Annotated in this window: 22 protein-coding genes and 1 pseudogene; 7 read left to right on the top strand and 16 right to left on the bottom strand. The window is 35.4% G+C overall.

The window, feature by feature from the left end:
* The first annotated feature begins 3 nt into the window (after nt 1–3).
* Genes HW279_RS03705 through HW279_RS03695 form a run of 3 tightly spaced genes read left to right on the top strand, consistent with a single transcriptional unit; the run spans nt 4 to nt 3,605 of the window.
* Nucleotides 4–1,878 (top strand): AIPR family protein, encoded by a 1,875-nt coding sequence (locus HW279_RS03705; RefSeq protein WP_178958010.1) that lies wholly within the window; start codon nt 4–6, stop codon nt 1,876–1,878.
* Nucleotides 1,850–2,626, top strand: a complete 777-nt coding sequence (locus tag HW279_RS03700; RefSeq protein WP_178958009.1) for a TdeIII family type II restriction endonuclease — start codon at nt 1,850–1,852, stop codon at nt 2,624–2,626. Before HW279_RS03705 ends, HW279_RS03700 begins: the two co-directional genes overlap by 29 nt.
* Nucleotides 2,627–2,636: 10 nt before the next feature.
* Nucleotides 2,637–3,605, top strand: a complete 969-nt coding sequence (locus HW279_RS03695; RefSeq protein ID WP_009417204.1) for a glycoside hydrolase family 130 protein — start codon at nt 2,637–2,639, stop codon at nt 3,603–3,605.
* Nucleotides 3,606–3,655: 50 nt separating this feature from the next.
* Here HW279_RS03695 and HW279_RS03690 read toward each other — a convergent pair whose 3' ends face one another.
* Nucleotides 3,656–5,209: a phosphoethanolamine transferase gene (locus tag HW279_RS03690; protein ID WP_178958008.1), complete on the bottom strand. Its 1,554-nt coding sequence runs from the start codon at nt 5,207–5,209 to the stop codon at nt 3,656–3,658.
* Nucleotides 5,210–5,344: 135 nt separating this feature from the next.
* On the opposite strand from HW279_RS03690, the gene HW279_RS03685 reads away from it, so the two are divergent.
* Nucleotides 5,345–6,574 carry a 3-deoxy-D-manno-octulosonic acid transferase gene (locus HW279_RS03685; protein ID WP_178958007.1) on the top strand — a complete coding sequence of 410 codons (1,230 nt, stop codon included), beginning with the start codon at nt 5,345–5,347 and terminating at the stop codon, nt 6,572–6,574.
* A 362-nt stretch (nt 6,575–6,936) separates the two neighbouring features.
* Here the strand turns inward: HW279_RS03685 and HW279_RS11250 are convergent, their stop codons facing one another.
* Nucleotides 6,937–7,125, bottom strand: a complete 189-nt coding sequence (locus HW279_RS11250; protein ID WP_178958006.1) for a hypothetical protein — start codon at nt 7,123–7,125, stop codon at nt 6,937–6,939.
* 275 nt (nt 7,126–7,400) lie between these two features.
* Between HW279_RS11250 and HW279_RS03675 the strand changes: the two genes are divergently transcribed.
* From HW279_RS03675 to HW279_RS03665, 3 genes are all read left to right on the top strand, one after another.
* A complete protein-coding gene (locus tag HW279_RS03675) occupies nt 7,401–8,177 on the top strand; it encodes an acid phosphatase (RefSeq protein ID WP_178958005.1) in 777 nt (258 codons plus the stop codon).
* Nucleotides 8,178–8,188: 11 nt separating this feature from the next.
* Nucleotides 8,189–9,403, top strand: a complete 1,215-nt coding sequence (locus tag HW279_RS03670; RefSeq protein ID WP_178958004.1) for an OprO/OprP family phosphate-selective porin — start codon at nt 8,189–8,191, stop codon at nt 9,401–9,403.
* Between the two features lie 265 nt (nt 9,404–9,668).
* Nucleotides 9,669–10,955 carry a histidine-type phosphatase gene (locus HW279_RS03665; RefSeq protein ID WP_178958003.1) on the top strand — a complete coding sequence of 429 codons (1,287 nt, stop codon included), beginning with the start codon at nt 9,669–9,671 and terminating at the stop codon, nt 10,953–10,955.
* A 135-nt stretch (nt 10,956–11,090) separates the two neighbouring features.
* Here the strand turns inward: HW279_RS03665 and HW279_RS03660 are convergent.
* From HW279_RS03660 to rfbF, 14 genes and pseudogenes are all read right to left on the bottom strand, one after another.
* A pseudogene (locus tag HW279_RS03660) lies at nt 11,091–11,297 on the bottom strand (GDP-L-fucose synthase); the annotation flags it as partial.
* A 408-nt stretch (nt 11,298–11,705) separates the two neighbouring features.
* Nucleotides 11,706–12,965: a protoporphyrinogen/coproporphyrinogen oxidase gene (locus HW279_RS03655; RefSeq protein ID WP_178958002.1), complete on the bottom strand. Its 1,260-nt coding sequence runs from the start codon at nt 12,963–12,965 to the stop codon at nt 11,706–11,708.
* A gap of 1 nt (nt 12,966) precedes the next feature.
* Nucleotides 12,967–13,725, bottom strand: a complete 759-nt coding sequence (locus HW279_RS03650) for a glycosyltransferase family 2 protein (RefSeq protein WP_178958001.1) — start codon at nt 13,723–13,725, stop codon at nt 12,967–12,969.
* Between the two features lies 1 nt (nt 13,726).
* Complete coding sequence (locus HW279_RS11245; protein WP_178958000.1) at nt 13,727–14,749, bottom strand: glycosyltransferase; 1,023 nt, start codon at nt 14,747–14,749, stop codon at nt 13,727–13,729.
* On the bottom strand, nt 14,740–15,927 hold the full coding sequence (locus tag HW279_RS03640) for a glycosyltransferase family 1 protein (RefSeq protein WP_178957999.1): 1,188 nt from the start codon (nt 15,925–15,927) through the stop codon (nt 14,740–14,742). Before HW279_RS03640 ends, HW279_RS11245 begins: the two co-directional genes overlap by 10 nt.
* Entirely contained in the window at nt 15,890–17,113 is a 1,224-nt protein-coding gene (gene wzy / locus HW279_RS03635) for an oligosaccharide repeat unit polymerase (RefSeq protein ID WP_178957998.1), read from the bottom strand. The genes HW279_RS03640 and wzy overlap by 38 nt, the downstream gene beginning before the upstream one ends.
* A gap of 18 nt (nt 17,114–17,131) precedes the next feature.
* A complete protein-coding gene (locus tag HW279_RS03630) occupies nt 17,132–18,022 on the bottom strand; it encodes a glycosyltransferase family 2 protein (RefSeq protein ID WP_178957997.1) in 891 nt (296 codons plus the stop codon).
* 3 nt (nt 18,023–18,025) lie between these two features.
* The gene (locus tag HW279_RS03625; protein WP_178957996.1) at nt 18,026–18,973 is read right to left on the bottom strand and encodes a glycosyltransferase family 2 protein; all 948 of its coding nucleotides are present in this window, start codon (nt 18,971–18,973) and stop codon (nt 18,026–18,028) included.
* Nucleotides 18,960–20,321, bottom strand: coding sequence for an oligosaccharide flippase family protein (locus tag HW279_RS03620; protein ID WP_178957995.1), 1,362 nt, complete (start codon nt 20,319–20,321; stop codon nt 18,960–18,962). Before HW279_RS03620 ends, HW279_RS03625 begins: the two co-directional genes overlap by 14 nt.
* Nucleotides 20,322–21,341, bottom strand: coding sequence for an NAD-dependent epimerase/dehydratase family protein (locus HW279_RS03615; RefSeq protein WP_178957994.1), 1,020 nt, complete (start codon nt 21,339–21,341; stop codon nt 20,322–20,324).
* The gene (locus HW279_RS03610) at nt 21,338–22,216 is read right to left on the bottom strand and encodes an NAD-dependent epimerase/dehydratase family protein (protein ID WP_178957993.1); all 879 of its coding nucleotides are present in this window, start codon (nt 22,214–22,216) and stop codon (nt 21,338–21,340) included. The genes HW279_RS03615 and HW279_RS03610 overlap by 4 nt, the downstream gene beginning before the upstream one ends.
* A gap of 134 nt (nt 22,217–22,350) precedes the next feature.
* Nucleotides 22,351–23,664: a lipopolysaccharide biosynthesis protein RfbH gene (rfbH, locus tag HW279_RS03605; RefSeq protein ID WP_178957992.1), complete on the bottom strand. Its 1,314-nt coding sequence runs from the start codon at nt 23,662–23,664 to the stop codon at nt 22,351–22,353.
* A 98-nt stretch (nt 23,665–23,762) separates the two neighbouring features.
* Complete coding sequence (gene rfbG, locus HW279_RS03600; protein ID WP_178957991.1) at nt 23,763–24,833, bottom strand: CDP-glucose 4,6-dehydratase; 1,071 nt, start codon at nt 24,831–24,833, stop codon at nt 23,763–23,765.
* Nucleotides 24,824–25,597 (bottom strand): glucose-1-phosphate cytidylyltransferase, encoded by a 774-nt coding sequence (gene rfbF / locus HW279_RS03595; protein ID WP_178957990.1) that lies wholly within the window; start codon nt 25,595–25,597, stop codon nt 24,824–24,826. The genes rfbG and rfbF overlap by 10 nt, the downstream gene beginning before the upstream one ends.
* Between the last annotated feature and the right edge of the window lie 4 nt (nt 25,598–25,601).

Below are 25,601 nucleotides of genomic sequence, written 5' to 3'. Positions count from 1 at the left end.
AAGATGAAAACAAAGATAGAGAGATATACTGATAATTTTATAGATAACAACTTCGATAAAAGGGAAAGAAGAAAGGAAGATTATCTGAAATTTGAATGGTTTGCTAATTCCTTACACTGTTGGGAATATTCAAGTCAATCATACAATTCTAAACAAAAAATAGGGAAAGAAATATCCTTAGGTTCTGCTCAAGGAGGTGATGCATTTTTTTTATTGATTGCTAATAAAATATATTCATTAGAAGATAATATGCAAGAAATAAAAGATGCTATATCAAATAATGATAATAAAATAGAATTTCATCTCATTCAAACAAAAAAAAGTCTAAAAGCAGACTTAGGTGATTTTAAAAAGTTTGTAGAAATCCCTATAAAAGTAATAAAAGATAAGGGAATTTCTGAAACAGACACAAATTTAATGAAATTAGTTAATTTCATCAGAGAGATAAAAGCAAACCCAAAATTAGAAGCATCCTTTATTCTTACTTTTTATACACAAAAAGATGAAAATGACATTGAAAGTTTAAGAAAAGATTGGAATGTTGATATTACTTATGTTAAAAATCAGTATGCTGACTATGGTTCTGTAGAAATACATTTAGAAGGTTCTAAAAAACTTAATGAGCTATATGAACAATTCAATTCTAATCAATATGAACTAATAATTCCAAGAAATAATTGTAAATATGAGAGTAATAATTTCTTAATAGGTTTTGTAAATGCTAAAGAATTGCTTGATAGTATTGCGCCTATACAAGAAAGTGGAATAAGAGCTTTGTACCCTGATGTTTTTAAAAATAATATTAGACTTTATTTAGGTCATACAGAAGTAAATAAGAATATTGAAAAAACACTTATTGAAGAACCTAACAAATTTCATTTATATAATAATGGACTAACCATTACAACTAAGCAGATAAAAACTGTTTTAGAAAACTATATTATCACCCCTGTAAATATAGTTAATGGTTGCCAAACTGCAAATAGTATTTACAACATTTTTAAAAACAATCAGTCTAATATAGAATTGGTTAAAATACCTGTTAAAATTGTTATTGCAAATGATGAAGAATATGAAAAGATAACAATCAGAACAAATAGTCAAAATGGTATTTCTGAGAAAGATCTATTATCAATTAAAAATATTCTAAAAGATTTAGAGGACTTTTTGCAAAAAAATAAGTTTCAAGAAAAATCTTTTTTGTATAAAAGACAAAATTCTATTGATACTATTTCAGGTGATACTGATTATATTGTGAATATCAATGATATTCTAAGAGCTTTCTTTTCCTCTGTATTATATCTTCCACATAAGGTTTCAGGGTATTTTGATACTACTACAAGTAAGTTAATTGATGTTGTATTTGAAGATAGGTTTATAAAGCTATACCAAATAATAGTATCTCTATATAAAGTTTTGGAAGATTATATTCAAAGCTATCATTTTGAGTATAGAAAATTAAGGTATCACATTTTATATCTTTTATATAAGTTTATTAACAGAGATACAGACATTGATTTTATTGAAAAATATTTTATTAAGGATAAAAACAAAAAAGATTTTGAAGAGTTGGAAGGAGAAAGTTTACAAGAACAAACTCAACTTATAAATAAAATATACTCTAATTTATATATCTTACAAAATGAGGAATCATTTAAAAAAATTGTAGATTACATAATTACAACAATACAAAACAATTATCCTTTATTGAATAACCTTGATACTAAAGAAAAAGAGAAAATACTTTATAAAACAGTTGATAAAAATCAAAGAGGAGAAAAACTTTTTGAGAATTTTGAGAGAATTTTCAATAAAAATATTGATAATATTCTAAATAATACGACAGAAAATGGCACTAACTCCACAACAAATAGCTAATGTAGAAAACACCCTTAGGCATAGTCTTAGAACAAAGTTTCAGCACTATAACCCTGAGCCTGCAGTAATGCCTTTCCATACACGCTTATTGGGTAAAGACCGTATGGCATTGTTTTCGTTTATTCATTCTTTGAATACTAATTTTGGCACGAGCATTTTTGAGCCTGTGGCTAAATCATTAGCTGAATCTCGGTTTAAGGTTGCTAAACTACAAGCGGTAGCTGGTGATAAAATAAGTGAAAAAGCACAACGGGTTATTCAAGATATTATGGACAATCTCACTGTAAATGGTAACCCTAATAAGATAAATGAAATAGAAGCTATTAGGGCAGTTTGTCAGGAAGGAAAAATGAACACGGTAAAGCCTACCAAAGTAGATGTATGGTTAGAAAGTCATTCAGATGAGCTTTTCTTGTTTGACATTAAAACTGCTAAGCCTAACAAAGGAGGCTTTAAAGAGTTTAAACGCACTTTATTAGAATGGGTAGGCTGTGTGTTAGCTGAAAACCCTAACAGAAAAATACATACCCTTATTGCTATACCTTACAATCCGTATGAGCCTAAGCCCTATTCACGTTGGACGATGGCGGGAATGTTAGATTTAGATAACGAGCTAAAAGTAGCCCAAGAGTTTTGGGATTTTCTTGCAGGTGAGAATGCCTATCAAGGTTTGTTAGATTGCTTTGAACGTGTAGGGATAGAGTTACATAATGAAATTGATGAATATTTTAAAAAATTTAATAACTAAAACAAAAATAATGAGTCAAAAAATTCCTTGGCAAGAACGCCCTGCCGGCTGTACTGATGTAATGTGGCGTTACTCAGAAAACCCTATTATCGGTAGGTATGATATCCCTACCTCTAACAGTATTTTTAATAGTGCTGTAGTGCCTTTTGGCGACGGCTATGCAGGGGTTTTCCGCTGCGACAACAAAGCAGTACAAATGAACATTTTTGCTGGATTCAGTAAAGATGCTATTCACTGGGAAATCAACCACGAACCTATTGTGATGAAAGGTGGTAATACTGATTTCTTACATTCTGAGTATAAGTACGACCCTCGCGTTACTTTTATCGAAGACCGCTATTGGGTAACTTGGTGTAATGGCTATTGTGGCCCTACTATCGGGATTGCTTATACTTTTGATTTCAAAGAGTTTTTCCAATGCGAGAATGCCTTTTTGCCTTTCAACCGCAACGGGGTACTCTTCCCTGAGAAAATCAACGGTAAATACGCAATGCTTAGCCGTCCAAGTGATAACGGACATACTCCTTTCGGTGATATTTTCATCAGCTATAGCCCCGATATGAAATACTGGGGTGAGCACCGCTGCGTGATGAAAGTAACGCCTTTTATAGATAGCGCTTGGCAATGTACCAAAATAGGAGCAGGAGCTGTGCCTATCAAAACAAAAGACGGATGGCTATTGTTCTATCACGGAGTAATCAACACTTGCAATGGTTTCCGCTACTCTATGGGGGCTGCATTGTTAGACCTCAACAATCCAAGCAAGGTAATAGCTCGTACACAGCCTTATCTCTTGGCGCCTGCCACTCTCTACGAAACTACCGGCGATGTGCCTAATGTAGTATTCCCTTGCGCTGCCTTGCATTCTATCGAAGAAGACAAAGTAGCAGTGTACTACGGTGCTGCCGATACAGTAGTGGGCGTTGCTTTCGGACGTATTTCCGAAATCGTAAAATTCACTAAAGAAAACTCATTGTAAACAGATAAATAAAACAAGTGAAAAAGCGCAAGCCGTCGGCTTGCGCTTTTTCACTTGTTATTAGTTATTATATTGTCTTCTTCTAAACTCTCAAAAGGAACATTCTCATATTGGTTGAATACTTTTAAAGAATCAGGCGTCGCTGATAAAAACTCATATCCTCTAAGTGTCGGCTCGTCTATTCCTAACCAGTGGGCATAACCTTTTAGAAAGTAAAAACCCGATTTAGGAACTTTTACTACCTTGTGCTCTCTGTCGTCACTGCTTAGCAAAGCAAACGGAATACGGTAAACGGCTTTGTTAGGATGAGTATCGCCGTGAGTAAGAGTGGCAAAAAACGATGACGATCGGTCTTTGGTCATCAGTCCGTGATCGGCAAAGTAAAGCATAGAAAAGGGGCGATGTTGTGCTTCTAAAAGCTCGTAAACGCGTTGTAAGAACTTGTCAGTCTGCTCAATCGTTTGTAAGTAAGCCGAAAAATTACGGTTGTAATAGTTGTAATGTACCGATTGCTCTAAGCGTTCAGGAAAGTAAATGTGCGAGCCCATAATATGTAGTACAAACAAACGCGGGCGTGTGCTCTTTTCTTCTAAAAAGCGTTGCAGTACGGGTAGTAAAGCCGTGTCGTAGATATTCATTGATGAGTAATCACCCTTCTTTGTGAAAACCTTGTGGTCGCATAGCGAGGCTATCTTAGCAATAGGCGTATCCCATTCGCCTACTGACCCTTGATTTGAAAACCAATAGGTGTCAAAACCTCCCATTTTTGCCAAAGAGATGAGATTATCAGCATAAACAAAATCACCGTTCTTTTGCTTTAAGAACATCCGCAAGAGGGCAGTAGTAGTGTTGGGAGCGGTGGCTGTATAGCCATCTATTATTGTCCCCTTAACACTCTTCAAGAAAGAGGAATTCTCTATTGGAAATCCGTACAACGACATATAGTCCTTCCGTACGCTCTCGCCTATCACAAGCACATAGTTCATATATTTAGGTTTGGCACTCACCACCTGCCAAGAAGGCGTGCCTTCAATGCTTTGGTTCAGCTCCTTGCGCAATTGTTTGTAGTTCTTCACATTGTGATAGATAGAAGCATAGAACGCAATAGGTGCTGTGCGCGTGTTTTGCCATTGGAAACCGCCCACCTCCTGAATCTTTGTAAAAGGACGGTAGGCTGTAAGTGCCAGCCCTATTGTAGCTATTCCCAAAGTAATAAACCACTGTTGGCGATTGTATATTGGCTTTTTCTTCTTGCCTAAGTAAAGAATAAAACTCCCAAATAATAAAGTAAGTACCGATACTCCATAGGAATAAAAAGGTAATTGTTGCATAAACTCTTTAGACTCTTGGAAATCTGTTTCAAAGAAGGCGCCAATCATCGTAGCAGGCGGATGACCAAACCAGATAATTTGAGGTAGGAAGAGCACACAAGTGAGTAGTACAAAACTAAAGATAATAGCAAACAACCAGTAGTTTAACTGCCTAAGCGTCAAAAAAAGCAAGAAAGTAGCAAGCATTCCATAGACTGCTAAGTTCATATCTAAAGCCAACGGTATTGCTACCGAAAAGAGCAATAACAGTATTTCAAAAAGATATTTTTTCATCTATCAATAGAGTTTAAGCAATTCGCTTTCTGAGATTGCAAAAGTACAAAATAATACTAAAAAGACGATACTTTTTACTTTTTTACTACCTTTGCGCCTTGTATCGTCATTTCTCATTCGTAATTCGTCATTAAAATGTATACATTCTCTCTTTATATCGTCAAGGCAATCCTCCCCCTCGTTGCCCTATTCAACAAAAAAATACACCTCTTTGTAAGCGGACGTAAAACCGTATGGACTACCCTTACCGCGAAACTCGACCCTCATACCCGCTATGTGTGGATACATACCGCTTCTCTTGGCGAGTTCGAACAAGGCTTGCCCGTTGTTAAAGCCCTGAAAAAACAAGGCTATAAAATACTCATTACCTTCTTTTCTCCCTCAGGCTACGAGGTGCGCAAAAACACCCCCGATGCCGATATAGTGGTCTATCTTCCGCTTGATACACCTGCTAATGCCCACAAGTTCGTGCAAATGGTAAATCCTGCAATGACTATTTTTGTGAAATACGAGTTTTGGGTCAATTACCTTACCGAGCTCAAAAAAGCACAAGTACCCACTTATTTGCTCTCCGGTATTTTTCGCAAAAATCAAATCTTCTTCAAGCCTTACGGCGGAATGATGCGCCGAGCCCTGCATTGCTTTACTCATTTCTTCGTGCAGAACGAGCTTTCTCAACAACTACTTAAAAACTTAGGCTTCAATAATGTAACTGTCAGTGGTGACACCCGTTTCGACCGTGTGGCTGAAATATTGGAACGAGACAACCATTTAGATTTTGTAGAGCAGTTCAAAGGAAACAATCTATGTGTGGTCTTCGGTAGTTCGTGGGCTACCGACGAAGACATTTACTTGCAGTATATCAACACTTGCACTGCCCCAGTGAAGTTCATCATTGCCCCTCATAATATTCACCCTACCGATATCGCAGAACTCAAACACAACCAGCAGAAGTTAAACCGTAAAGTTGCCCTATTCTCCGAGAAAGACTCTCTCAACCTTTCTGATTACGACGTACTCATTATCGATACCATAGGCATTCTCACCAAAGTGTACAGCTATGCCGATATAGCCTATGTAGGAGGCGGAATGGGCACTACGGGCTTACACAATGTCTTAGAGCCCGCCGTATTTGGGATACCTGTAATCATCGGTAAGAATTATGAAAAGTTCAATGAAGCAAGGGAGTTAGTCACCTTAGGAGGCGTTCTCTCCGTAAGCAGTAAAGAAGAATTTGCCCAGGTGATGAATAACCTTGTAGCTTCACCCGAAAAGCGCTTCGCCATAGGCAATATCAATCGCCAATATATAAACGAAAAACAAGGCGCTACTAAGGCTTTTTTACAAGCAATAACTTTGCCTTAGCCTCGCCTTTCCGTCACCACATTCCCCTCTTTGAAGAGGATTAGGGGGATGTTTCCTTCCTAGTGCCTATTGCCTAAGACCTCACGCTTCCCCTTTTTCTCATTTCCAAATTTGCTAATTCTCTAATTATACTTTCTCCTTTCCGTCGCTACATTCCCCCTCTCCTCGGGAGAAGTCTCCGAATAGGAGAGTATGTGAACGGGGTGAGGATTCCTTTTCTTTCGCCTCGAAACCCCATTTTTGACATTTTTGGCATTGTTGTATTAAGCTATTAATCAATTTTTCACACACCCTTTCTATACCAATCGTCCAAGATTCGTATAAGCTTCCTATAAGCTCTCTATAAGCTAACCCCACCCATCTTACACCCTTTTTTCACCAAATCTTCTCTCAGCTCTCTTCCGTTCATTTCCGTTTCCTTCCGAACTCTCTAACCCCTCCTCTAAACTGTCCGATTCATCTGAAAAGCCCACCCCGCCTATTCCCCTTGGTGGTATTATTGGCATTTCTGGCATTTCTGGAATTATTGACATTTCTGGTATTATTGACATTTACTCCATTTACTAATCTGTTAATTTCCTCATTTCCTCATTTCCTCATTCTCTCATTTTCTAATTTGCTAATTAATAAATGCCTGTCGTGCTACGACCGACCTCGCACCTAAAAACCACAAAATCACCTCTTTTGTTTTTCTTTCTTTCTTTTTTAGTAAATATTTTTTTGAAATAATTTGCATATTTATTATTTCCTCCCTACATTTGTAGAGTCTTTTAAAGCCTAAAAGACTACCGAAAGAGAATACAATAATTTTAAACTGTATAATAAGATGAGAAAAACATTATTATTCGTAGCCTTGCTATCGGTGATGGCAACTACATTCGCACAAGAGAAAATTAAAGACGTAAGAACCAAACCCGACCTCTATTTCTTGCAAATAGGTGATGTGGCAAATAGCCTTGAACTCTTACCTCCTCCTCCTCAACCAGGTAGTATCCTCTTTTTAAATGACCAAGCCCAATACCAATGGGGCTTAATGCAACGCCGTACCCCTCGTGGTGAGCAAGCCGCATCCGATGCCCGTGTAGACGGTCCTGGCGTGCCTAATGCTTTTTCCGAAGCTTTTGGCATCAAGATTTCTAAGGAAACCACTCCCGAAATCTACAAACTCGTAGTAAATATGCGCGAAGATGCTGGCGATCTCGCTACTCGTGCCGCCAAAGAACACTATATGCGCGTGCGTCCGTTTGCTTTCTACGAAAAGACCACTTGCAACCCCGAGCAACAACAAGAACTTTCTACTAATGGTTCTTATCCTTCAGGACACACCGCTATCGGGTGGGCTACTGCTTTGGTGCTTGCCGAAATCAACGTGGATAGACAAAACGAAATCCTCAAACGCGGATATGAAATGGGACAAAGTCGCGTGATTTGTGGTTACCACTTCCAAAGTGATGTAGATGCGGCACGCCTTGTAGCCAGTGCCGTAGTAGCACGTTTGCACGCCAATGAAGCTTTTATGAAACAACTCGAAAAAGCTAAAAAAGAGTTTGAAGGACTTGTAAAGAAAGGCAAAGTAAAGAAAAGTGAACGTATGACTAAATAAAATTTAAAACTATGAAAAAGATATATTTTATGATGTTCAGCCTAATGGCTGTGGGCTATACCTATGCCCAAGAAGAACCAACCACCGTTACCGATACCACCGAACCTATGCCCGCTACACCTGTACAAGAAGCTCCTAAACCCGAAGAAAAGTTAGAAGTAAAACCCGGAGGACGTATCTTGATAGACGCTGGCTATTTCAATGCCAATGAACAAAAAGATATGTTTGTGAGTGGGATGGCCATCCCCGATATGCGTATGGGATTAGGCGTGCGCTATGGCAATTGGAAAGCCAAAGTAGATATAGGTTATGCCTACGGAAAACTCTCTCCTAAGGATATCTTTATTGAATACGGTTTCAGTAAACATACGCTCTTGCGCGGAGGTTATTTCGTACACCAATTTGGTATGCAAAGCGCTACCAGTTCTTCTTTCAAAATATCGATGGAAGAACCCCAAAGTAACGAGGCTTTCTTCAATTCTCGTCTCGTCGGGTTGATGCTCTTGCACCAAAAGAACGACTTTATGGGTACACTTAGCCTTTTTGCCGAAAGTGAATCAATGAAACAAAGTCCCGATGTTACTGGCGACCAAGGAATGGGTATGATGTCGCGCTTGCTCTATCGCCCACAACGCGAAGAAGGTAAAATTTTTCACGTAGGACTTTCAGGTGCTTTTGAAACCCCTCGTTACAACAAAGATGTTGCCCTTAACCACAGTTCTTATGTGCTCAAAACCCCTTTCCCTACTCGTATCGCCAAAGTGACTGCCCAAGAAGCAACTATTGACAACGCTACTTTCCTCTACAAATTCTCTCCTGAATTGCTCTTTGCACGGGGTCGTTTTGGTGTAGAAGCGCAATATTACTATGTGAACATAAACCGCAAGAGTGGATTTGAGAATTTCAAAGCAAGTGGTGGGTATGGAATGTTCCGCGCTATTGTGAAAGGAAATCCTTATGAGTACAATGAAATCGATGGAGGTATTGCTACCCCCAGACCTGGCGCGTTAGAACTCGTTGCCGATTATAACTATACCGATTTATCCGACCCTAAAGCAGGTATTTTGGGAGGTCGCCTCAACGACTATTCGCTCACTTTCAACTACTATATCAATAAGTATATGATTTGGCGTGTACGTGCTTCCTACACCGGTGTTACTTACCGTGCTGGAGTTCCCGACACCAATCTAAGTCTTATCGAAACACGTTTGCAAATTAAATTCTAAGTGTGAATTGCACGGGCAATTGCAAAGGGACTGTTTGAAAAGTTTTTATAGAGGTATAATTGTGGATTGTCCCCCTTTTGGAGGGGGAACGGGGGAGGTTTATTATCATATAGTTATAAAAGACCTCCCACCATATAGCAGTCACAAACTTTGCCAAAGCTCGTAGCACGAGATGCAATTAAAACTTTGCCAAAGGTCGTAGCACGACGAGCAATTAAAACTTTGGCAAAGTTGAACCTAACAAATTTTCTAATTAAAATACGGTATGAAAACAAGAATCATAACTCTACAAGCATTACTACTCCTCTTGTGTCCGCTCTTAGCGATGGCACAACTCAACCGCTCCGAAAGCTTCAAAAACCAATACAAGCTCAAAGAAGTGGTGATCCTCAGCCGTCATAACATTCGCTCCTCACTATCAGTGAACGGGAGTACCTTGCAAAAAATGACGCCTCACGAGTGGATAAAATGGAGCGCAGCCCCCAGTGAACTCACCCTTCGTGGAGGAGCACTCGAAACCATTATGGGTCAGTTTTTCCGCAAATGGACAGTAGCCGAAGGACTTTTTACTGAAAACGCTGTTCCCTCTGTTGATGAAGTGAATTTCTATGCTAATAGTATGCAACGCACCATTGCGACGGCACAATATTTCTCCTCAGGATTTATGCCCGTAGCCAATTTGCATATCAACCACCGCTTTACCCCCAGCAAAATGGACCCTGTGTTCTTCCCTGCGCTTACCAAAAGTAGCCCTGCTTTCAAAGCACAAGCCTTAAAAGAAATTGCTGCTATGGGAGGTAAAAAAGGCATTGTAGGCATCAACGAGGGGTTGAAAGACTCTTACCAACTCTTGGAAAAAGTACTCGATTTGAAGAACTCACCCGCTTGTAAATCCGGTGAAGTGTGTGCTTTCAACGATTACAACACCCAGTTGAAACTCGAAAAAGGTGATGAACCTAATATGAAAGGTTCGTTGAAGTTAGCTAACTCCGCTTCCGATGCTTTTATTTTGCAATACTATGAAGATAAAGACCCTGTGCAAGCAGCATTTGGCAACAACCTCACCACCTCCGATTGGGAGAAAATCGCTAAGGTAAAAGATGTCTATGGCGATGTGCTTTTCGCCGCTCCTATTGTAGCGGTGAACGTAGCGCACCCACTATTGGTGTATATGAAAGACGAACTCAACGCCAAAAACCGCAAATTCACATTTCTTTGTGGTCACGATTCTAACATTGCCAGCGTGAATGCCGCTTTGGAAGTAGAAGAATACAGTTTGCCTAAATCTATTGAGAAGAAGACCCCAATAGGAAGCAAACTCGTATTTGAAAAATGGGTAGACAACAGCGGTAAAGAGTTTGTATCAGTAAACATCGTATACCAAACCACCGAGCAATTGCGTGGAATGGAACTATTGGATATGCAAAATCCACCAGTAGTATTCCCTCTAAAGCTTAAAGGTGTGAAAGCTAATGCCGATGGTCTCTACACGTTAGAAAGTGTAAACGACCGTTTCGACAAAGCTATTCGTGCTTACGAAGCTATCAAATAGTATAGTATATCTATTAAAACGATAAAAAAACTGTCCTATCTCAGGACAGCTTTTTTATCGTTTCACATATCTTTTTTAAGCAAAATCTTAAAATTCTTAGTCCAAATTCATATTAAAGAATATGAAAAAAATTAATTATAAGAAGTTTTGATTTTGCAAATAATACTCATACATTAACTTAATTCCCTCTTGGAGTTCTATGGAATGTTTCCACCCTAGTTGGTGTAGCTTAGTAGGATCGGTGAGTTTACGCATTGTGCCATCGGGTTTGGTGCTATCGAAGACTATTTTTCCTTGATAGCTAATAACTTCCTTTATCATATAAGCAAGTTCTTTGATGGTATACCCCATAAGGTAACTGTTTTGATGATGGTACCATATTTTGATAGGGTTGCTCCAAGGTTACTCTAAGGAAAGAGATAAGAGATAGATGGGCAACTTTGTGACTGTTTTTGACGTTTTGCACAGATGACATAGATTTATACGGATTGTGATGTAAATATAGTTGTAAATCAATATTCTGTTGTATCATACTGACATTATATTATTCAAGGTGTGAAGTTACAAAGAATATTCTAATTACGATAACTTCTCAGAATGTTTTTACCCCATTGGTATAAACATCTACCTCCTACCTATAGAAAAACTACCTAAAACTGGCAGGTTCTTTATTTTTTCATACACTAAATGTTTTTGAAGGCTTACCACATTTTTCTAAGAAATTTATAAATCATCTTTAAAAATATTGTTTTAGTTTGTATAGGAGTGTAAAATCTTTATTTTTTCAGCTAAACTTCTTGCCTCTATAATATTATCTTCAATAGAACAATATGTCCAGCTTCCATAGCGCCCAATAGAATAAATATTATCTTGGTACAATTGTTTTTTATATTTTTCTACAGTTTGTATACCTTTCTGATTAATATGTACATAGGCAGGATCCATTACCATAGAGTGATAATCTATAAGTTCTTCATCTTTTACTACACCTATTTTTTTCAGATCTTCAAGTACCCTATGTAGATACTTCTGTTCATCTTCTATGATAAAATTTTTAGGGAATCCCATTTCTATATATAGGGACATTTTTGAAGTATCTAAGATGTTATCATAATATCCCAAACGATAGAAACAAATATCTTTATCAGGAATGTATACCCAACTACTTTCTGTGTCAGATCCTTTTTTATTGAAACCTAAATTGAAAACTAATACTTTGTTCCAAGTAAAATATTCTTTTATGTAGGAAATATCACAAAGTTCTAATAATAAAGGAAAAGGTATAGTGGAAATTAGGTTATCATACTTTATTTCTCGTTTGTTTGTGTAAGCAACTTTGTTATGAATATCTATTTTTATTACTTTTTCATTCAGGGAGACTTTAGCATCATCTACATTTTTATAAAGAGAACTAATATATTCAATAGCTCCTCCTGTTGGATATACAAAATATTCATTGTAGGAAGCGCTTCCTTGCTCTTTGAAATTTAAAATGATTTCTTTTTTATTAGCCTTAGGGAAGAATCTTCCCATGGCATCGGCATCCAAACTATTTAGATCACAAGCATAAAGTTTTTCATTGTATGGAATGAGAAATTTTTCAGCAATACTTCTGCCTAATTTAGCATATACCATATCTTTGAAAGACTTTATATTTCCATAGTCATCTGCTTTGAACAAATCATACAGACAGTCTATAAACTCTTCTTTTTCAAGCTGATGTATGTTTTTTTGAAAAGGAAAGTCAATATACCTACCTTTATACAAGATTTTGGTATTCTTTTTGACTATCTTTAGGGTTTTAGGGTCGATATGTCGGCATACTAACTCTTTTAATTTTTCATCTCTGAAATGAAAGAAGTGACCTGAGTAATCCCATATATACTCTCCTTTTTTTACAGTTTTACAATAGCCTCCTATTTCATCAGAGGCTTCTACTATACAATAGTCATTATTTGAGAATGTAGCATACGAGATGCCTGACACTCCAGCACCTATTATTAAATCCATTTTATTTCCTATATTTAAAAAATCCATTTACTGCCCAATGCCCTAAGTAATATAAGCTTTTTATAAAACTTAATTTTTCAACTTTATAATAAACCATAAATTGAGGTTTAATTACTTTTCTTTTGTTTCCTGTAGTACTACTTGCAAAAACACGATAAGAAGCTAAAATAACATTATTTCCATAGGCAATTTTAACTCTCTTAAGTACTTGTAACCAAAAAACAAAGTCATCTCTTAGACTTTTTAATTCATCCTTAAAGTATTGTTCCCCTACTTGTTCTTTATCGTATAAAGCGGTAAGACAAGAAATAGAACAGGTTTTAAGCAAATTTTTATATGTTACAGACTCTGGGACTATAAAAGGCTCTAATTTTTGTTCTCCTTGTTCATCAATTCTTCTATAAGAAGAGAAAACTAAAGCTACATTTTTCTCTTTTAAAAAGTTAATTTGTTTTTCTAAAAAAACAGCGTCCCACAAATCATCTGCATCTAAAAAACAGATATATTGACCTTGTGCATTTTTTAAGGCGTTATTCCTTGCCGTAGCAGAGCCTGCATTGGTTTGATTGATTAGTTTAATACGGCAGTCTTTTTGTACATAGTCTTCTACGATTTTAGCTGAACTATCCTTTGAACCATCGTTTACGATAATCATCTCCCAATTCTTATATGTTTGAGCAATTACAGACTCAATAGTCAAGCCAACATATTTTTCAGCATTATACATTGGGGTAATAATAGATACTAAATTTTCTTTCATTTCAACTCTTTAATAGGCTTATGAGTTCACTAATACTATTTTTAGTTTTTAATATAGAATTTTTTACATTATTATGTATTGCTAAATCAAATGACTTTTCAATGCTTTCAATACTTAAAGGATTAAAAACAATGGAAGGTTCGCATACAGCATAAGTATAAGGTAAATCAGCACTAATGATTTTACATTCAAATTCGATCCCTTCAATAAGACCCAATCCAAAACTTTCGGAAGTTGATGGAAAAATGACAAATTCACTTTGTATATAAGATTTAATCAGTACATCTTGAGATACATATCCTAAATTTTCTATTGGATACTCCTGTTGAATTTTACTATCAATAAGTTTTTTTATTTCATTAAATTTTTCACTTACAGTAAGTGTTAGCTTTCCTATCTTATACTTGTCATAAAAATTACAGAATGCCTCGATCAATCGTATATGATTTTTATTAGAATAAGCATTACTTACATATAAGAAGGAATTAGAGATTTTATCAAGATTATTAATATCTTTCTTTTTTTTGATAGATTTGAAGAAAGGAATGATTTCTATTTTATTTTTGTTTTCTCCATACTTCTCTATCATTTTTTGCTGTACATACAATGATTGTACAATCCATTTGTCAGTGTTGTTTTTCCATAGAGAAAGAATTTTCCTTTTTAAGAAAAAAAGAAATCTATTTTTTAAAGAAAAATCTTTCTTAGAATAAGAAATATAATTTATATTTTGAAAATATGTGAGAACATCACTTTTTAATTTAATAGGAGGAGGGATATTGCCAAAACAAAACACTTTACTAAATTTTTTTTTGTTTTTTTTGTAAAAATTTATCCTATCAAAAAAACCTGATTTTAAATATAGTATAACATTTGTAGATTTTACAACATATTTTTCCTTTTCAATACGCTTATCTAACAGATAAAAAATTTGCTTATCTGTTTTCTCTAATTCTTCGATGAGATAATCTAAGAGAATTTTTCCTCCTCCAGTATTTATGTATATAGCATCAATTAGTAACACTTGTAATTTTTCCTAAAAAAATTAATATCAATAAGATTTCTTTCAAGTTGTTCGGTTATTTTAGAAATATTCATTTTTTTTTGTATAGAATCAAAATCAAATAATAAATCTTCTTTTCTAATTCTTTTCAAAATTGTCGCCATTTCTTCAACGGAATCAACTAAAAAACCAAAACGTCCAAATTTTCTAAAAATATAGTCAAAATAATCATTTTTAATAGCTAAAATAGGTTTTCTCATATTTATTGCATCCATAATAGCTCCACTAGCTATTAATTTATAGGAAGTTTTAGGATAAAAAAATAAGATAATATCTAATTTTTGTATTCTTTCTTCTAATTCATTTCTTGGTATCATATTTTTTCCCTTATTTTTAGGGATATCTATTTTCATAGAATCAATAATGTATGAATCATAGAAGATTCTGCCTGTTATAGAAAATTCTACTTTATCAGGGCCTATTAGATTATATAATTTAAAAAAGTCTTCGCCTCCTTTTATTTTTGAAAAAGTACCAACAGTTCCAATTTTTATTTTCTTATTATTAAATGAAAGATCTAAGTTTTCTTTTCTTCTAAAGAAATAAGAATGATCTATAGCGATAAAAGATTTTGAAATATTATTAGGAATTACACTTTTTATGTTTAATAATATAGAGTCCCCCATTACTACAAACTTTATTTTTGGGTGTATTTGTATTTGCTTATTTAAGAAAAAATTTTTTCCAAAATAAGTCAGAATTGTATTTAGAAGTCCATATTGTTTTGTGTCAGATATTAAGAACTCCATTTCACCATGACAAAAAATAAGAATATTTCTATTAAAAATTTTATTGAAAAAATTTATACTTCTTACAGAAAATAAATTATTATAATTAAATACCAAAAGATCATTTTTTCTACTGAAAATTATGAAATATAAATTGTAAAAAAAACTTAAACAAAATGTTAGAAAGGTACGAATACCAGAGAGAGTTGTAATTAGATATAGATTTCTTCTTCTAACTTTCTCAACATCAATATAGTTTTCTTTCAAAATACTTATCACATCACTCACATTTCTTTTTTCACCAAAAAAAATAATATTAGAGTACAAATTGATTAACATAGCCAATAGTGACGCATTAAAAATAACATGCATCTTATTTGTGCAGATCGTGTCTATATATTTGATTCTCATATTTAATAAGTTTTTGTAAAAATCTAAATATAAATAAAGTTATAAAAAATATGACTACTATTATCAGATTAAAAGCATATTCCCCTGCTACACCACTTAATGTAGGGGCAACTAATAATAGATATGCTAGCTCTTTATTGTATTTAAATTTAATTCTTAATAAAATCCCATATATTATTAGCGATACAATGATGATAGAACAAAGATTTAAAATAAAAGCTATTGGTGAATTATACAAAGAAAAAATTAGAATTCCAGTTGTCCCTAACATAAATGAGGACCCATCAGGAGTATCAGGTAACAAAACTTTTTCAGGAGGTTTAAACCCTCTTTCTTCATAGGAAGTGCTTATAGCAACAAGCATTCCTTTTTGATAAAAATAATTATCAAATGTTCGAGCTAACAAAAAATATACAAAAACATTATCTACTAAAATTGCAGTATTAGAAAAGCTAGACATTCTTCCTATCAATTTTCCTGCAATAAGACTTTCATTTTCTATCTTTTTTTCATTACTATTCCTTATGATATCTCTTTGTGAATAAGCAAATTCCACAATAACTGGGAAAAAAGCAATCCCCATAAGAATAAAAATCATTTTTTTCTTTATAATTCTTATAATACTATTGAAGTATTTTATTAAAAACAATAAAAATATATTATAGATTATCCCAAAAGAGCCCCTCAATACACCTATTGAAAGCATTAAAAATATTGTTAAAATCAAAGCTCCCTTGTTTTTTTTAGGGAGTAGAAAAAATAGAAAAGAGCCCCATAAAAAAGAATTGAACCTCAAAAGAATTTGTATAAAAATCTTAATAACTGCTGGAGCTTCATATGGAGGAGCGCCAACTCTATTTACACCAAAAATAATAGTTATAAATACGTGTAATAATAAAATTATGTAGACAAAGTTCTTGACATAGTGGATATCAATATATATACTTTTTCTATTCTTTACCTTTTTTTTAAAATATTTGTAAATCTTCCATTGAACCCAATAAGGTAATATGCAAAAAAAAGCTATAAGGGTTAAAAAATTTAATCCTAAATTTACTGAAACATTCAAAAAATCACCATTATAAGAGCCTACAAATATAGCATAAAGATAACTTACTAAAATGTAAAAAACATTTAAGTAGAAAATAACACGTACTCCCTTATATGCTTCCTCTTTTTTTATCAAACTTGTACTATTTTAATTTTAAAAAATATTTTTTATATTACTTCTGACAAAGTCTAAATTATCTTTGAAAGAATATTTGAATTGTAAAAATCTTATTGGAGTTATCAAAAACTCATATAGTCCATATAACCAAAAAAACTTTGAATGATTAAGTTTAAAATAAAGTGTTTGACTATTTTGAACAATCTTTCGCTTCCAATTGGAATAACTCATACTTCCACCTTCCAAATGAATTATTTTTGTAATATTTGTAATATAATGAGAGTATCCTAACTTCATAAGTTTGTACTCCATATCTGTTTCTTCATAATAAAGAAAAAAGCGCTCATCAAATCCTCCTACCTTATCAAAACTTTTTTTTGATAGAAACATATCAGCTCCTGTTACCATATCTACTTTAGTCAAGGTGTCATCGTAAGAATTTTTTTTAAATGTACTTTTATTTGTTTTAAAAATCTTATTTAGAACTCGTAATGGATTATCAAAAATATATCTCCAAATAGTAGGAAAATCTCCTCCAGAGTGTATTAAATTTAGCTCTTTATCAACTAAAGTACATCCCAAGACTCCTATATGAAGTTTTTCTTGATTTTCTACATAAAAATCATATAATTTTTTAATACTATTCTCTATGAGTAAAGTATCACTATTAAGCAAAAACAAATAATCACCTTGAGCATATTTTGCTCCAAGATTATTAGCCCTACCAAACCCTAAATTTTTATTAGACTCTATTACTTTCACCAAAGGATAACTTGCCTTTATAGCTTCTACTGAATTGTCAGAGGAAGCATTATCTACTACAATAATCTCGAAATCTATCTCTATTGTATGTTCATAGATAGATTTCAAGCAATTCAGTGTAATGTCTTTAGTGTTATAGTTAATTATGATAATAGATACCCGCATATACTATGACAACATCTTCTTTATTCTTTGTATAATTTGAGGGGGAAATAATCTCTTAATTGTCAATTTCAATATTCCTTTATAGAAATAGAAATTTCCTCCAAAGTACTGGAATAAGATTTTCCAACCTCCTTCTACTTTATATCTCCCTATATCTTTTTTGAAATAAAATCTATATATATTTCCTAACAAAAATTCATTAAACAAACGTTTCTTTTCTTTCTTGTAGTAATACATTTCATTTTTAGTGTCTGCCAACATTTCTCGGCGAATGGTGAGGTAATTTACCACAAATACTTCAAAAAAGTTATAACCACCATTAGTAGCCCCATCAGCAGCATCTTCAAAAATCCGTCTATTAATCATAAGGTTTTTGGAACTTTCTTTAGCTGCTGTTATATAAAGAGGAATAAGGGTAAACCACGTCCCCATATATTTTTCAAAGTCAATAGTAGGTACAAAATTAGTAGCTACAATATTGGCACTTATAAAAGTTATCCAATAGCTGATATCGCTCAAATATTCTTCAATAGTTTGATATATTTGTATTTCTTCATTTCCTTTAGGAAAAACCTTGAGGTGAATCAATCCATAATCAGTATTCTTGAGGCTAGCCAATAAGAAGGACAGAGCGCCTTCTTTTAAAAAATCATCATCCCCTAATACCCAAACATATTGAGCGCTTGCTTTTTTAAAACACTGTACAAAATTGCCATCCATACCTAAATTAGTATGATTTTTGCTATAAACGATAGGCATTCCCGCTTGAATGTAGTTCTCTACTACCTCCTCAGTGTTATCAGGAGAACAGTTATCAGATACAATAAGTTCTATCTTGCTACAATCAATTGTTTTCAACTCCTTTTGTATAGCTTTTAGAGCGTTGTCTAATATCTTTGCCCTATTATAAGTAGGAATACAGATACTCAATATTTTTTTATGTTGATTCATAGTACTTATGTTTTTTAGTTTTAAAAATATAGTAACTCATAGGCAAGCTCACACAAGTTACTATTATGAGATATCCACAAATAAGTGCCTCAATAGTAAAATATTTAGCAGTAAAATACATTTCAAATACACAACAGAGCCCAATAAAAAAGGCTTGGAACAAAAAAGGCTCCTTCTTAAAACATCGCAAAGCTGTTGCCCACGTATTAATGATATTGTTAAAAGGTACTGATAGAAAAAACACAGTACATAACGGTAAAGGCAAGAAACGATATCCTAAACTGAAATCAAAATATTGTAGTCCCGCAATAAAAACAAGCGCCCCTAAGATTACTAACATAGCCACTAAACTCGATTTGATAAGAGTCCTCTCTACAGAATTATCTAATTCTTTATATTCCCTTTTAGCAATCAAAGAAGACCACAAAGGTATTTTAGTAGACGTCCAACTTACTACTAACGAGAGAATAGCATTCAGAATAGTGAGGGTAATCCCTACTTGTCCCGCTACCACTGGTCCATAAAAAGCAAAAACAATAGGGTTAAAAGCCTGAAAAATAAAATAGCCACTTGCCCAACTAAGAGCTATTTTCCACTGCAATGGAAATATTTCTTGCCAATAGCTTATTTTTTCAAAGAGAGGTTGCTTCCACAATGTATATAGGATTTTAGCATAACCCCCTCCTAAATATAAACTTACAAGCACTATAAACCCTACCATTGCATTGATCGCCACTACATATAATTTCGCACCCAATAGTAAGCTCAACCAAGAAATACTCATTACTGTAATTTGCTGAATGAGTGCTAACCGAGCCATTTCCTTTACTTTATGCATTCCTTGCAGAATAGCCATTATAGGAGATAGCAACAGATTGCTTCCTGCAAAAAAAGCTACTATTAGCCAAGGAGCCTTCCATTGGATATGCTCGATACCCACAGTGTTTCTATAAAAAAAATAGCCCCCTCCAAAAGTAAGTGTTAATAGCAATAAGAAAGCAAAAACGGTATACCATTTTAGTGAAAAATGTAAAATAGAAGCTAATCGAGAAATGTGTTTTTTGTCCCCTTCAAAAGTATTATTTTTTATTCTTATATGAGCCATTTCGTGAGCTACAAATTGGGTAAGGATACCTCCTAACCCTAACTCAAAAAATATTTGAATAGCTAATACAGAAGCAAAAGTAAAATAGAACCCTTGTTCTTCTTTTGAAAGGAACTTAGCAATCAGAAAAGCAGTAACAATACCCCCTCCTGCTTGGATAATCCTTGCAGAAGTGGTGTAGAGTATAGCTCCATCTATTCCTAATTTATCAAAGACAACCTCTCGTATTCTTTTTATATTCATCTATTTTTTCTTTACCCATTCTACCATTTTTTCTATACCTTGTTCAGAGGTCATTTTAGGTTGCCATTGTAATATTTTTTGAGCTTTAGTATTATCGGCTACGAATACTAATTGATCACTCTCTCTAAAAGGGAGCTCTTTATATTGCATTTTTATACCTAAAAGTTTTTCTAACATAGCAAAGAGTTCTAATAGAGAAAGGCTGTTTTCAATGCCTCCTCCTATATTAAAAGTTTGCCCTTTGGCTTGTTCTAAATATTTCACTCCTTGAAAATAAAGGTTTACTACATCCTCGGCATAAAGCACATCGCGTACTTGCTTGCCATTGCCAGAAATGGTAAATGGTTCGTGGTTTATATTCTGTTTAATTTCAATAGCTTTTTGTACAAACCACCCTATCCATCCTTGGTCGAAGGTAGCGTGCTGATGACTTCCATACATTGATGAATGTCTGAATACTACTGTTTTGAGTCCGTAGATACGATGAAAGTCTAATAAATATTGGTCGGCTGTTCCTTTAGAGCATCCGTAAGGGGAGTGAAAATCTAAAGGATAAGTTTCGGGAAATCCATTGGGGTACTCTTGGCAGGTATAGCGCATTTTTTCTTCTTTGAAGGTAAGGTTAGCAAAATCGCCATACACTTTATTGGTTGATGAATATAAGATGGAAGCATTAGGGCAATATTTTCTAATAGCATCCAATAAATTGAAGGTACCCATTGCATTTACCTCAAAATCCAAACGTGGATTTTCAATAGAAGTAGTCATTGCTACTTGTCCAGCCAAATGAAACACAATATCAGGCTGTTCTTTTTTGATCACAGTTTCTACATCATTGGTGTTGCGTATATCATAAGGATAATAAGAGAATTTACCGAGCGTTCTGAGCCAATCTAAGTTTTGGGCACTACCATAACGGAAAAGATTGTCTAAAACTACCAATTCTTCTCCTCGTTTTAATACTTCTTGAGCTAAGTTGCTTCCTACGAAGCCGCAACCGCCTGTTATCAAATATTTCATTGTATCTCGTGTTTTACAAATCGTTCTATATTTTCTTCTAAACTTCTTTTAGGTTGCCACCCTAAAGAGCACAACCTACTATTATCTACTTGGGGCTCCATAATCTCCCCCTCTCGGTAGGGGAGAGCGCCAAAATTCAACTGTGTTTCTATAGGGCTGCCCTTGATTTTTTCTAATGTTTCTTTTACAAGTGTTACAAAAGTCTTTACGGGGGTGAGTACACCTGTACCTACCTCTATATCATTAAAGGATTTTAGTTGTGGAGCTTGTTCTAAACAAGTAAGGTAGGCACTTACCACATCATCTATATAAATAAAATCACGCTTTTGTGTGCCTGCGGTGAGTGGGATGATGTTTTTTTCCTGCTGGAGTTCATTCAAGATCCAAGAGGTAAATTTGTCATTGCCATCTTGTTCTCCAAACATATGTTCTAATTTTAAGTTTACCACTTGTATTTTATCAGACGCCAATTGCAACCACTCTTCAAATTGTTTTTTCGATAAAGCGTAATAATTTAAATATTTATATAATAAGGTTCCGGTGTTAAAAAAGGTTCCGGTGTTAAAAAAGGTCCCGGTGTTAAGCAACTCTATACCAAACATTAAGTTGGTCTCAAGTATTTGTTGCATACTTTCACCTTTCCTACCATACACACAAGCTGTATGAATGATAGTATCTATAGGCTGCTCTTCAAAAACTTTTTCCAAAGGTACTTGGTCTATATTATAGCTTTTAAAAGTGTTTTCAAAGCCTTTTAAACGCCATATATCGGAGGTGGAGCGTTTGAGTGCTACTACCTTATACCCTTTGCTTACCAAGGCTTTCAGCAAATGACTGCCGAGAAATCCTGTTGCGCCTGTTAAAAGTACTGTCATAATTATATTGCTACTTCAATTTTTTGCTCTATGTAGGATTGAAAGCTCCTACGAAAGGCACGTTTCAGCTTGCGCTGATGGGGTTGATATCGTAAAGAAACCGATTCATCAGTTCTTACTTATTTGTGCTAAAGTTAGAAATTTACTCCAAAATATTCCTCTAATTGTTCCGCTATGTAATCTAATTCTTGCTCACCTAAGGCGGGATAGATACCTACCCAAAAGGTTTGATTCATTGTGATATCGGTATTGGTAAGGTCGCCTACTACGCGGTATTCTACTACTTGGAAATAAGGTTGTTTGATAAGGTTACCGGCAAAGAGCAGGCGTGTGCCTATTTTCTGTTGGTCTAAGAAGCGAAGCAAATCTACACGTGTAGTGCCTGATTCTTCTTTGAGGGTAATAGGAAAGCCAAACCAAGAAGGGTCGCTATTAGGGGTTGCCTCTGGTAGGTATAGAAAATCAGTAAGTGTTTGTAGTCGCTCTTTGAGGTAGGCAAAATTCTTACGGCGTTTTTCTATAAACTCTTCTACTCGGTCTAACTGTGCCAAGCCACAGGCTGCTTGCATATCACTAATTTTTAGGTTGTAACCTAAGTGCGAATACACGTATTTATGGTCGTACCCAAAAGGCAAATCGCCGTGTTGTTGCGAAAAACGGCAGTTGCAAGTATTGTCACAACCTGGTGCACAATAGCAATCCCGTCCCCAATCGCGGAAAGACTCTGCTATGGTTTTTAACTCTGCATTATTAGTAAATACTGCTCCTCCCTCACCCATTGTGATATGGTGCGCTGGATAGAAACTCAGGGTAGCAATATCACCAAAAGTACCTACTTTTTGTCCATTATAGGTAGCACCCAAAGCATCGCAGCAATCTTCTACAAGCCAAAGGTTATATTTCTCACAAAGAGCTTTTATTTTCTCTAAGTTGAAAGGATTCCCCAAGGTATGGGCGAGCATTATCGCCTTTGTTTTAGGGGTAATGGCCTGCTCTATAAGGTCAGCATTTACATTATGTGTGTGTAAGTCTACATCTACAAACACTGGTATAGCCCCAAACTGAATAATAGGATTCACCGTAGTAGGGAACCCTGCTGCTACACCTATTACTTCGTCACCTTTTTTAATAGCACGTTCGCCTAATTTAGGTGAAGTAAGTGCACTAAAGGCTACTAAGTTAGCTGAAGAACCAGAATTTACCGTAATACAATATTTTACCCCTAAAAAGGCAGCCAATTTCTGTTCAAAAGCAGCGTTAAATCGTCCTGTGGTGAGCCAAGCTTCTAAAGAGGCAGCTACCATGTTTTGGAGTTCTTGCTCACCGATTACTTTTCCTGAAGGAGGGATTACGGTTTTTCCTGCTTCAAAGGGTTTGGGCTTGTAAGCCTCTTGGGCATATTGGGTTACTAATTTTGCTATTTCTTCTCTGATTGTTTCTAATGACATATTTTATTTTTTGATTATAAAAGTTTTCAGCTTGCGCTGATGGGTTTGCCCACGAATTGCACGAATTTTCATGAATGTTTCAGCTTACGCTGATAGTTTTAGGATTCCATATAGCCTTTGATTTCGTAAAGACAGTGGGTTTGCATATCTGCTCCTCGTAGCCACGCACGATGCCAATGTACGATTTTCTCTAAAGTATCGGCGAGTCGCCATTGAGGATGCCATTTGAGTCGGGTAGTAGCTTTGGAACAGTCGAGTTTCAAAAAATTAGCTTCGTGAGGCTGTTCGCTTTTGTCCCATTCATAACGAGCTCCTTCGCCCCAAAATTTTACCATTTTCTCTAATATCCATTGTACTGATTGGCAATCGTCGTCCTTAGGTCCAAAATTCCAACCTTCGGCAAAAGCTTTGCCCTCATTATACAATCGTTCAGCTAATACTAAATAGCCTGAAAGGGGTTCTAAAACGTGTTGCCACGGACGGGTGGATAGTGGGTTGCGGATGATTACAGGTTGTTGTTTTTCGAAAGCGCGCAAGATATCGGGTATCAATCTATCGTCAGCCCAATCGCCACCTCCTATCACATTACCTGCACGGGCTGAAGCAACAGCTGCGGTATCGTTAGTATAAAAAAACGAACGGCGATAGGCAGACACTACTAACTCAGCACATCCTTTGCTATTGCTATAAGGGTCGTGCCCCCCCATAGGTTCATTTTCGCGGTAGCCCCATTCCCATTCGTGGTTCTCATAACACTTATCGGTTGTGATGACTACCACTGATTTTAGGTTAGGAGTATGGCGAGCTGCTTCTAAAACGTTTACAGTGCCCATTACATTGGTACTATACGTATCTACAGGTTCTTTGTAGGAAAGTCGCACTAAAGGTTGGGCTGCTAAGTGTAACAACACATCGGGGTTGAAAGCACGAATGCTTTGCGATAGCTGTTGCAGGTTGCGAATGTCGCCTATTTCAGTTTGCATATTATCGCCTACTTTAGCTACATCAAAGAGTGCGGGTTGGGTAGGAGGAGTTAAAGAAAATCCTTTTACCTCAGCACCCATCAGCTGTAGCCATAGGGATAGCCACGAACCTTTGAAGCCCGTGTGCCCTGTAACAAATACGCGTTTGCCTTTCCAAAATTGTGGATTTACTTTTCCTATTGCCATACTTTCCAAGGAGCTTTATTGTTTTGCCATAATTCTTCTAAGAGCATTTTGTCGCGAAGGGTATCCATAGGTTGCCAAAATCCTTCGTGTTTGTAGCTCATCAACTGTCCGTCGGCAGCTAATCCTTTGAGAGGTTCTTGTTCCCAAATTGTATTATCGTCTTTGATGCGCTCTATCACTTTGGGAGAAAGGACAAAGAAACCTCCGTTTACGAGAGCACCATCGCCTTTTGGTTTTTCTTGGAACTTCATAATCTGATTGCCTACTATATCTAAAGCTCCAAAGCGACCTGGGGGGTAGACAGAAGTGAGGGTAGCCTGCTTGCCGTGAGCTTTATGAAAAGCTAGTAATTTAGCAATATCAATATCAGCTACCCCATCGCCATAGGTAAAGCAAAAAGCTTCCTCATTGGCTATATAAGGCAATACTCTTCTAAGGCGTCCTCCGGTCATAGAGTGTTCTCCTGTATCTACGAGGGTTACTTTCCACGGTTCAGCACGTTTTTGGTGTACGTGCATCTCGTTGTTTGCCATATCGAAAGTGATATCCGATTGGTGCATAAAGTAGTTGGCAAAATACTCTTTGATGATATAGCCTTTATAGCCACAACAGATGATGAACTCATTGATGCCATAATGCGAATAAATTTTGAGGATATGCCATAAGATGGGCATTCCTCCTATTTCTACCATTGGTTTGGGTTTTACAACGGTCTCTTCACTGAGTCGTGTACCAAGACCGCCTGCTAATATTACTGCTTTCATAAAG

It is taken from the genome of Capnocytophaga sp. oral taxon 903, from assembly GCF_013394785.1.
In the GTDB taxonomy this organism is placed as follows: Bacteria; Bacteroidota; Bacteroidia; order Flavobacteriales; family Flavobacteriaceae; genus Capnocytophaga; species Capnocytophaga ochracea.
This window is presented reverse-complemented; position numbering and strand designations above follow the sequence as displayed.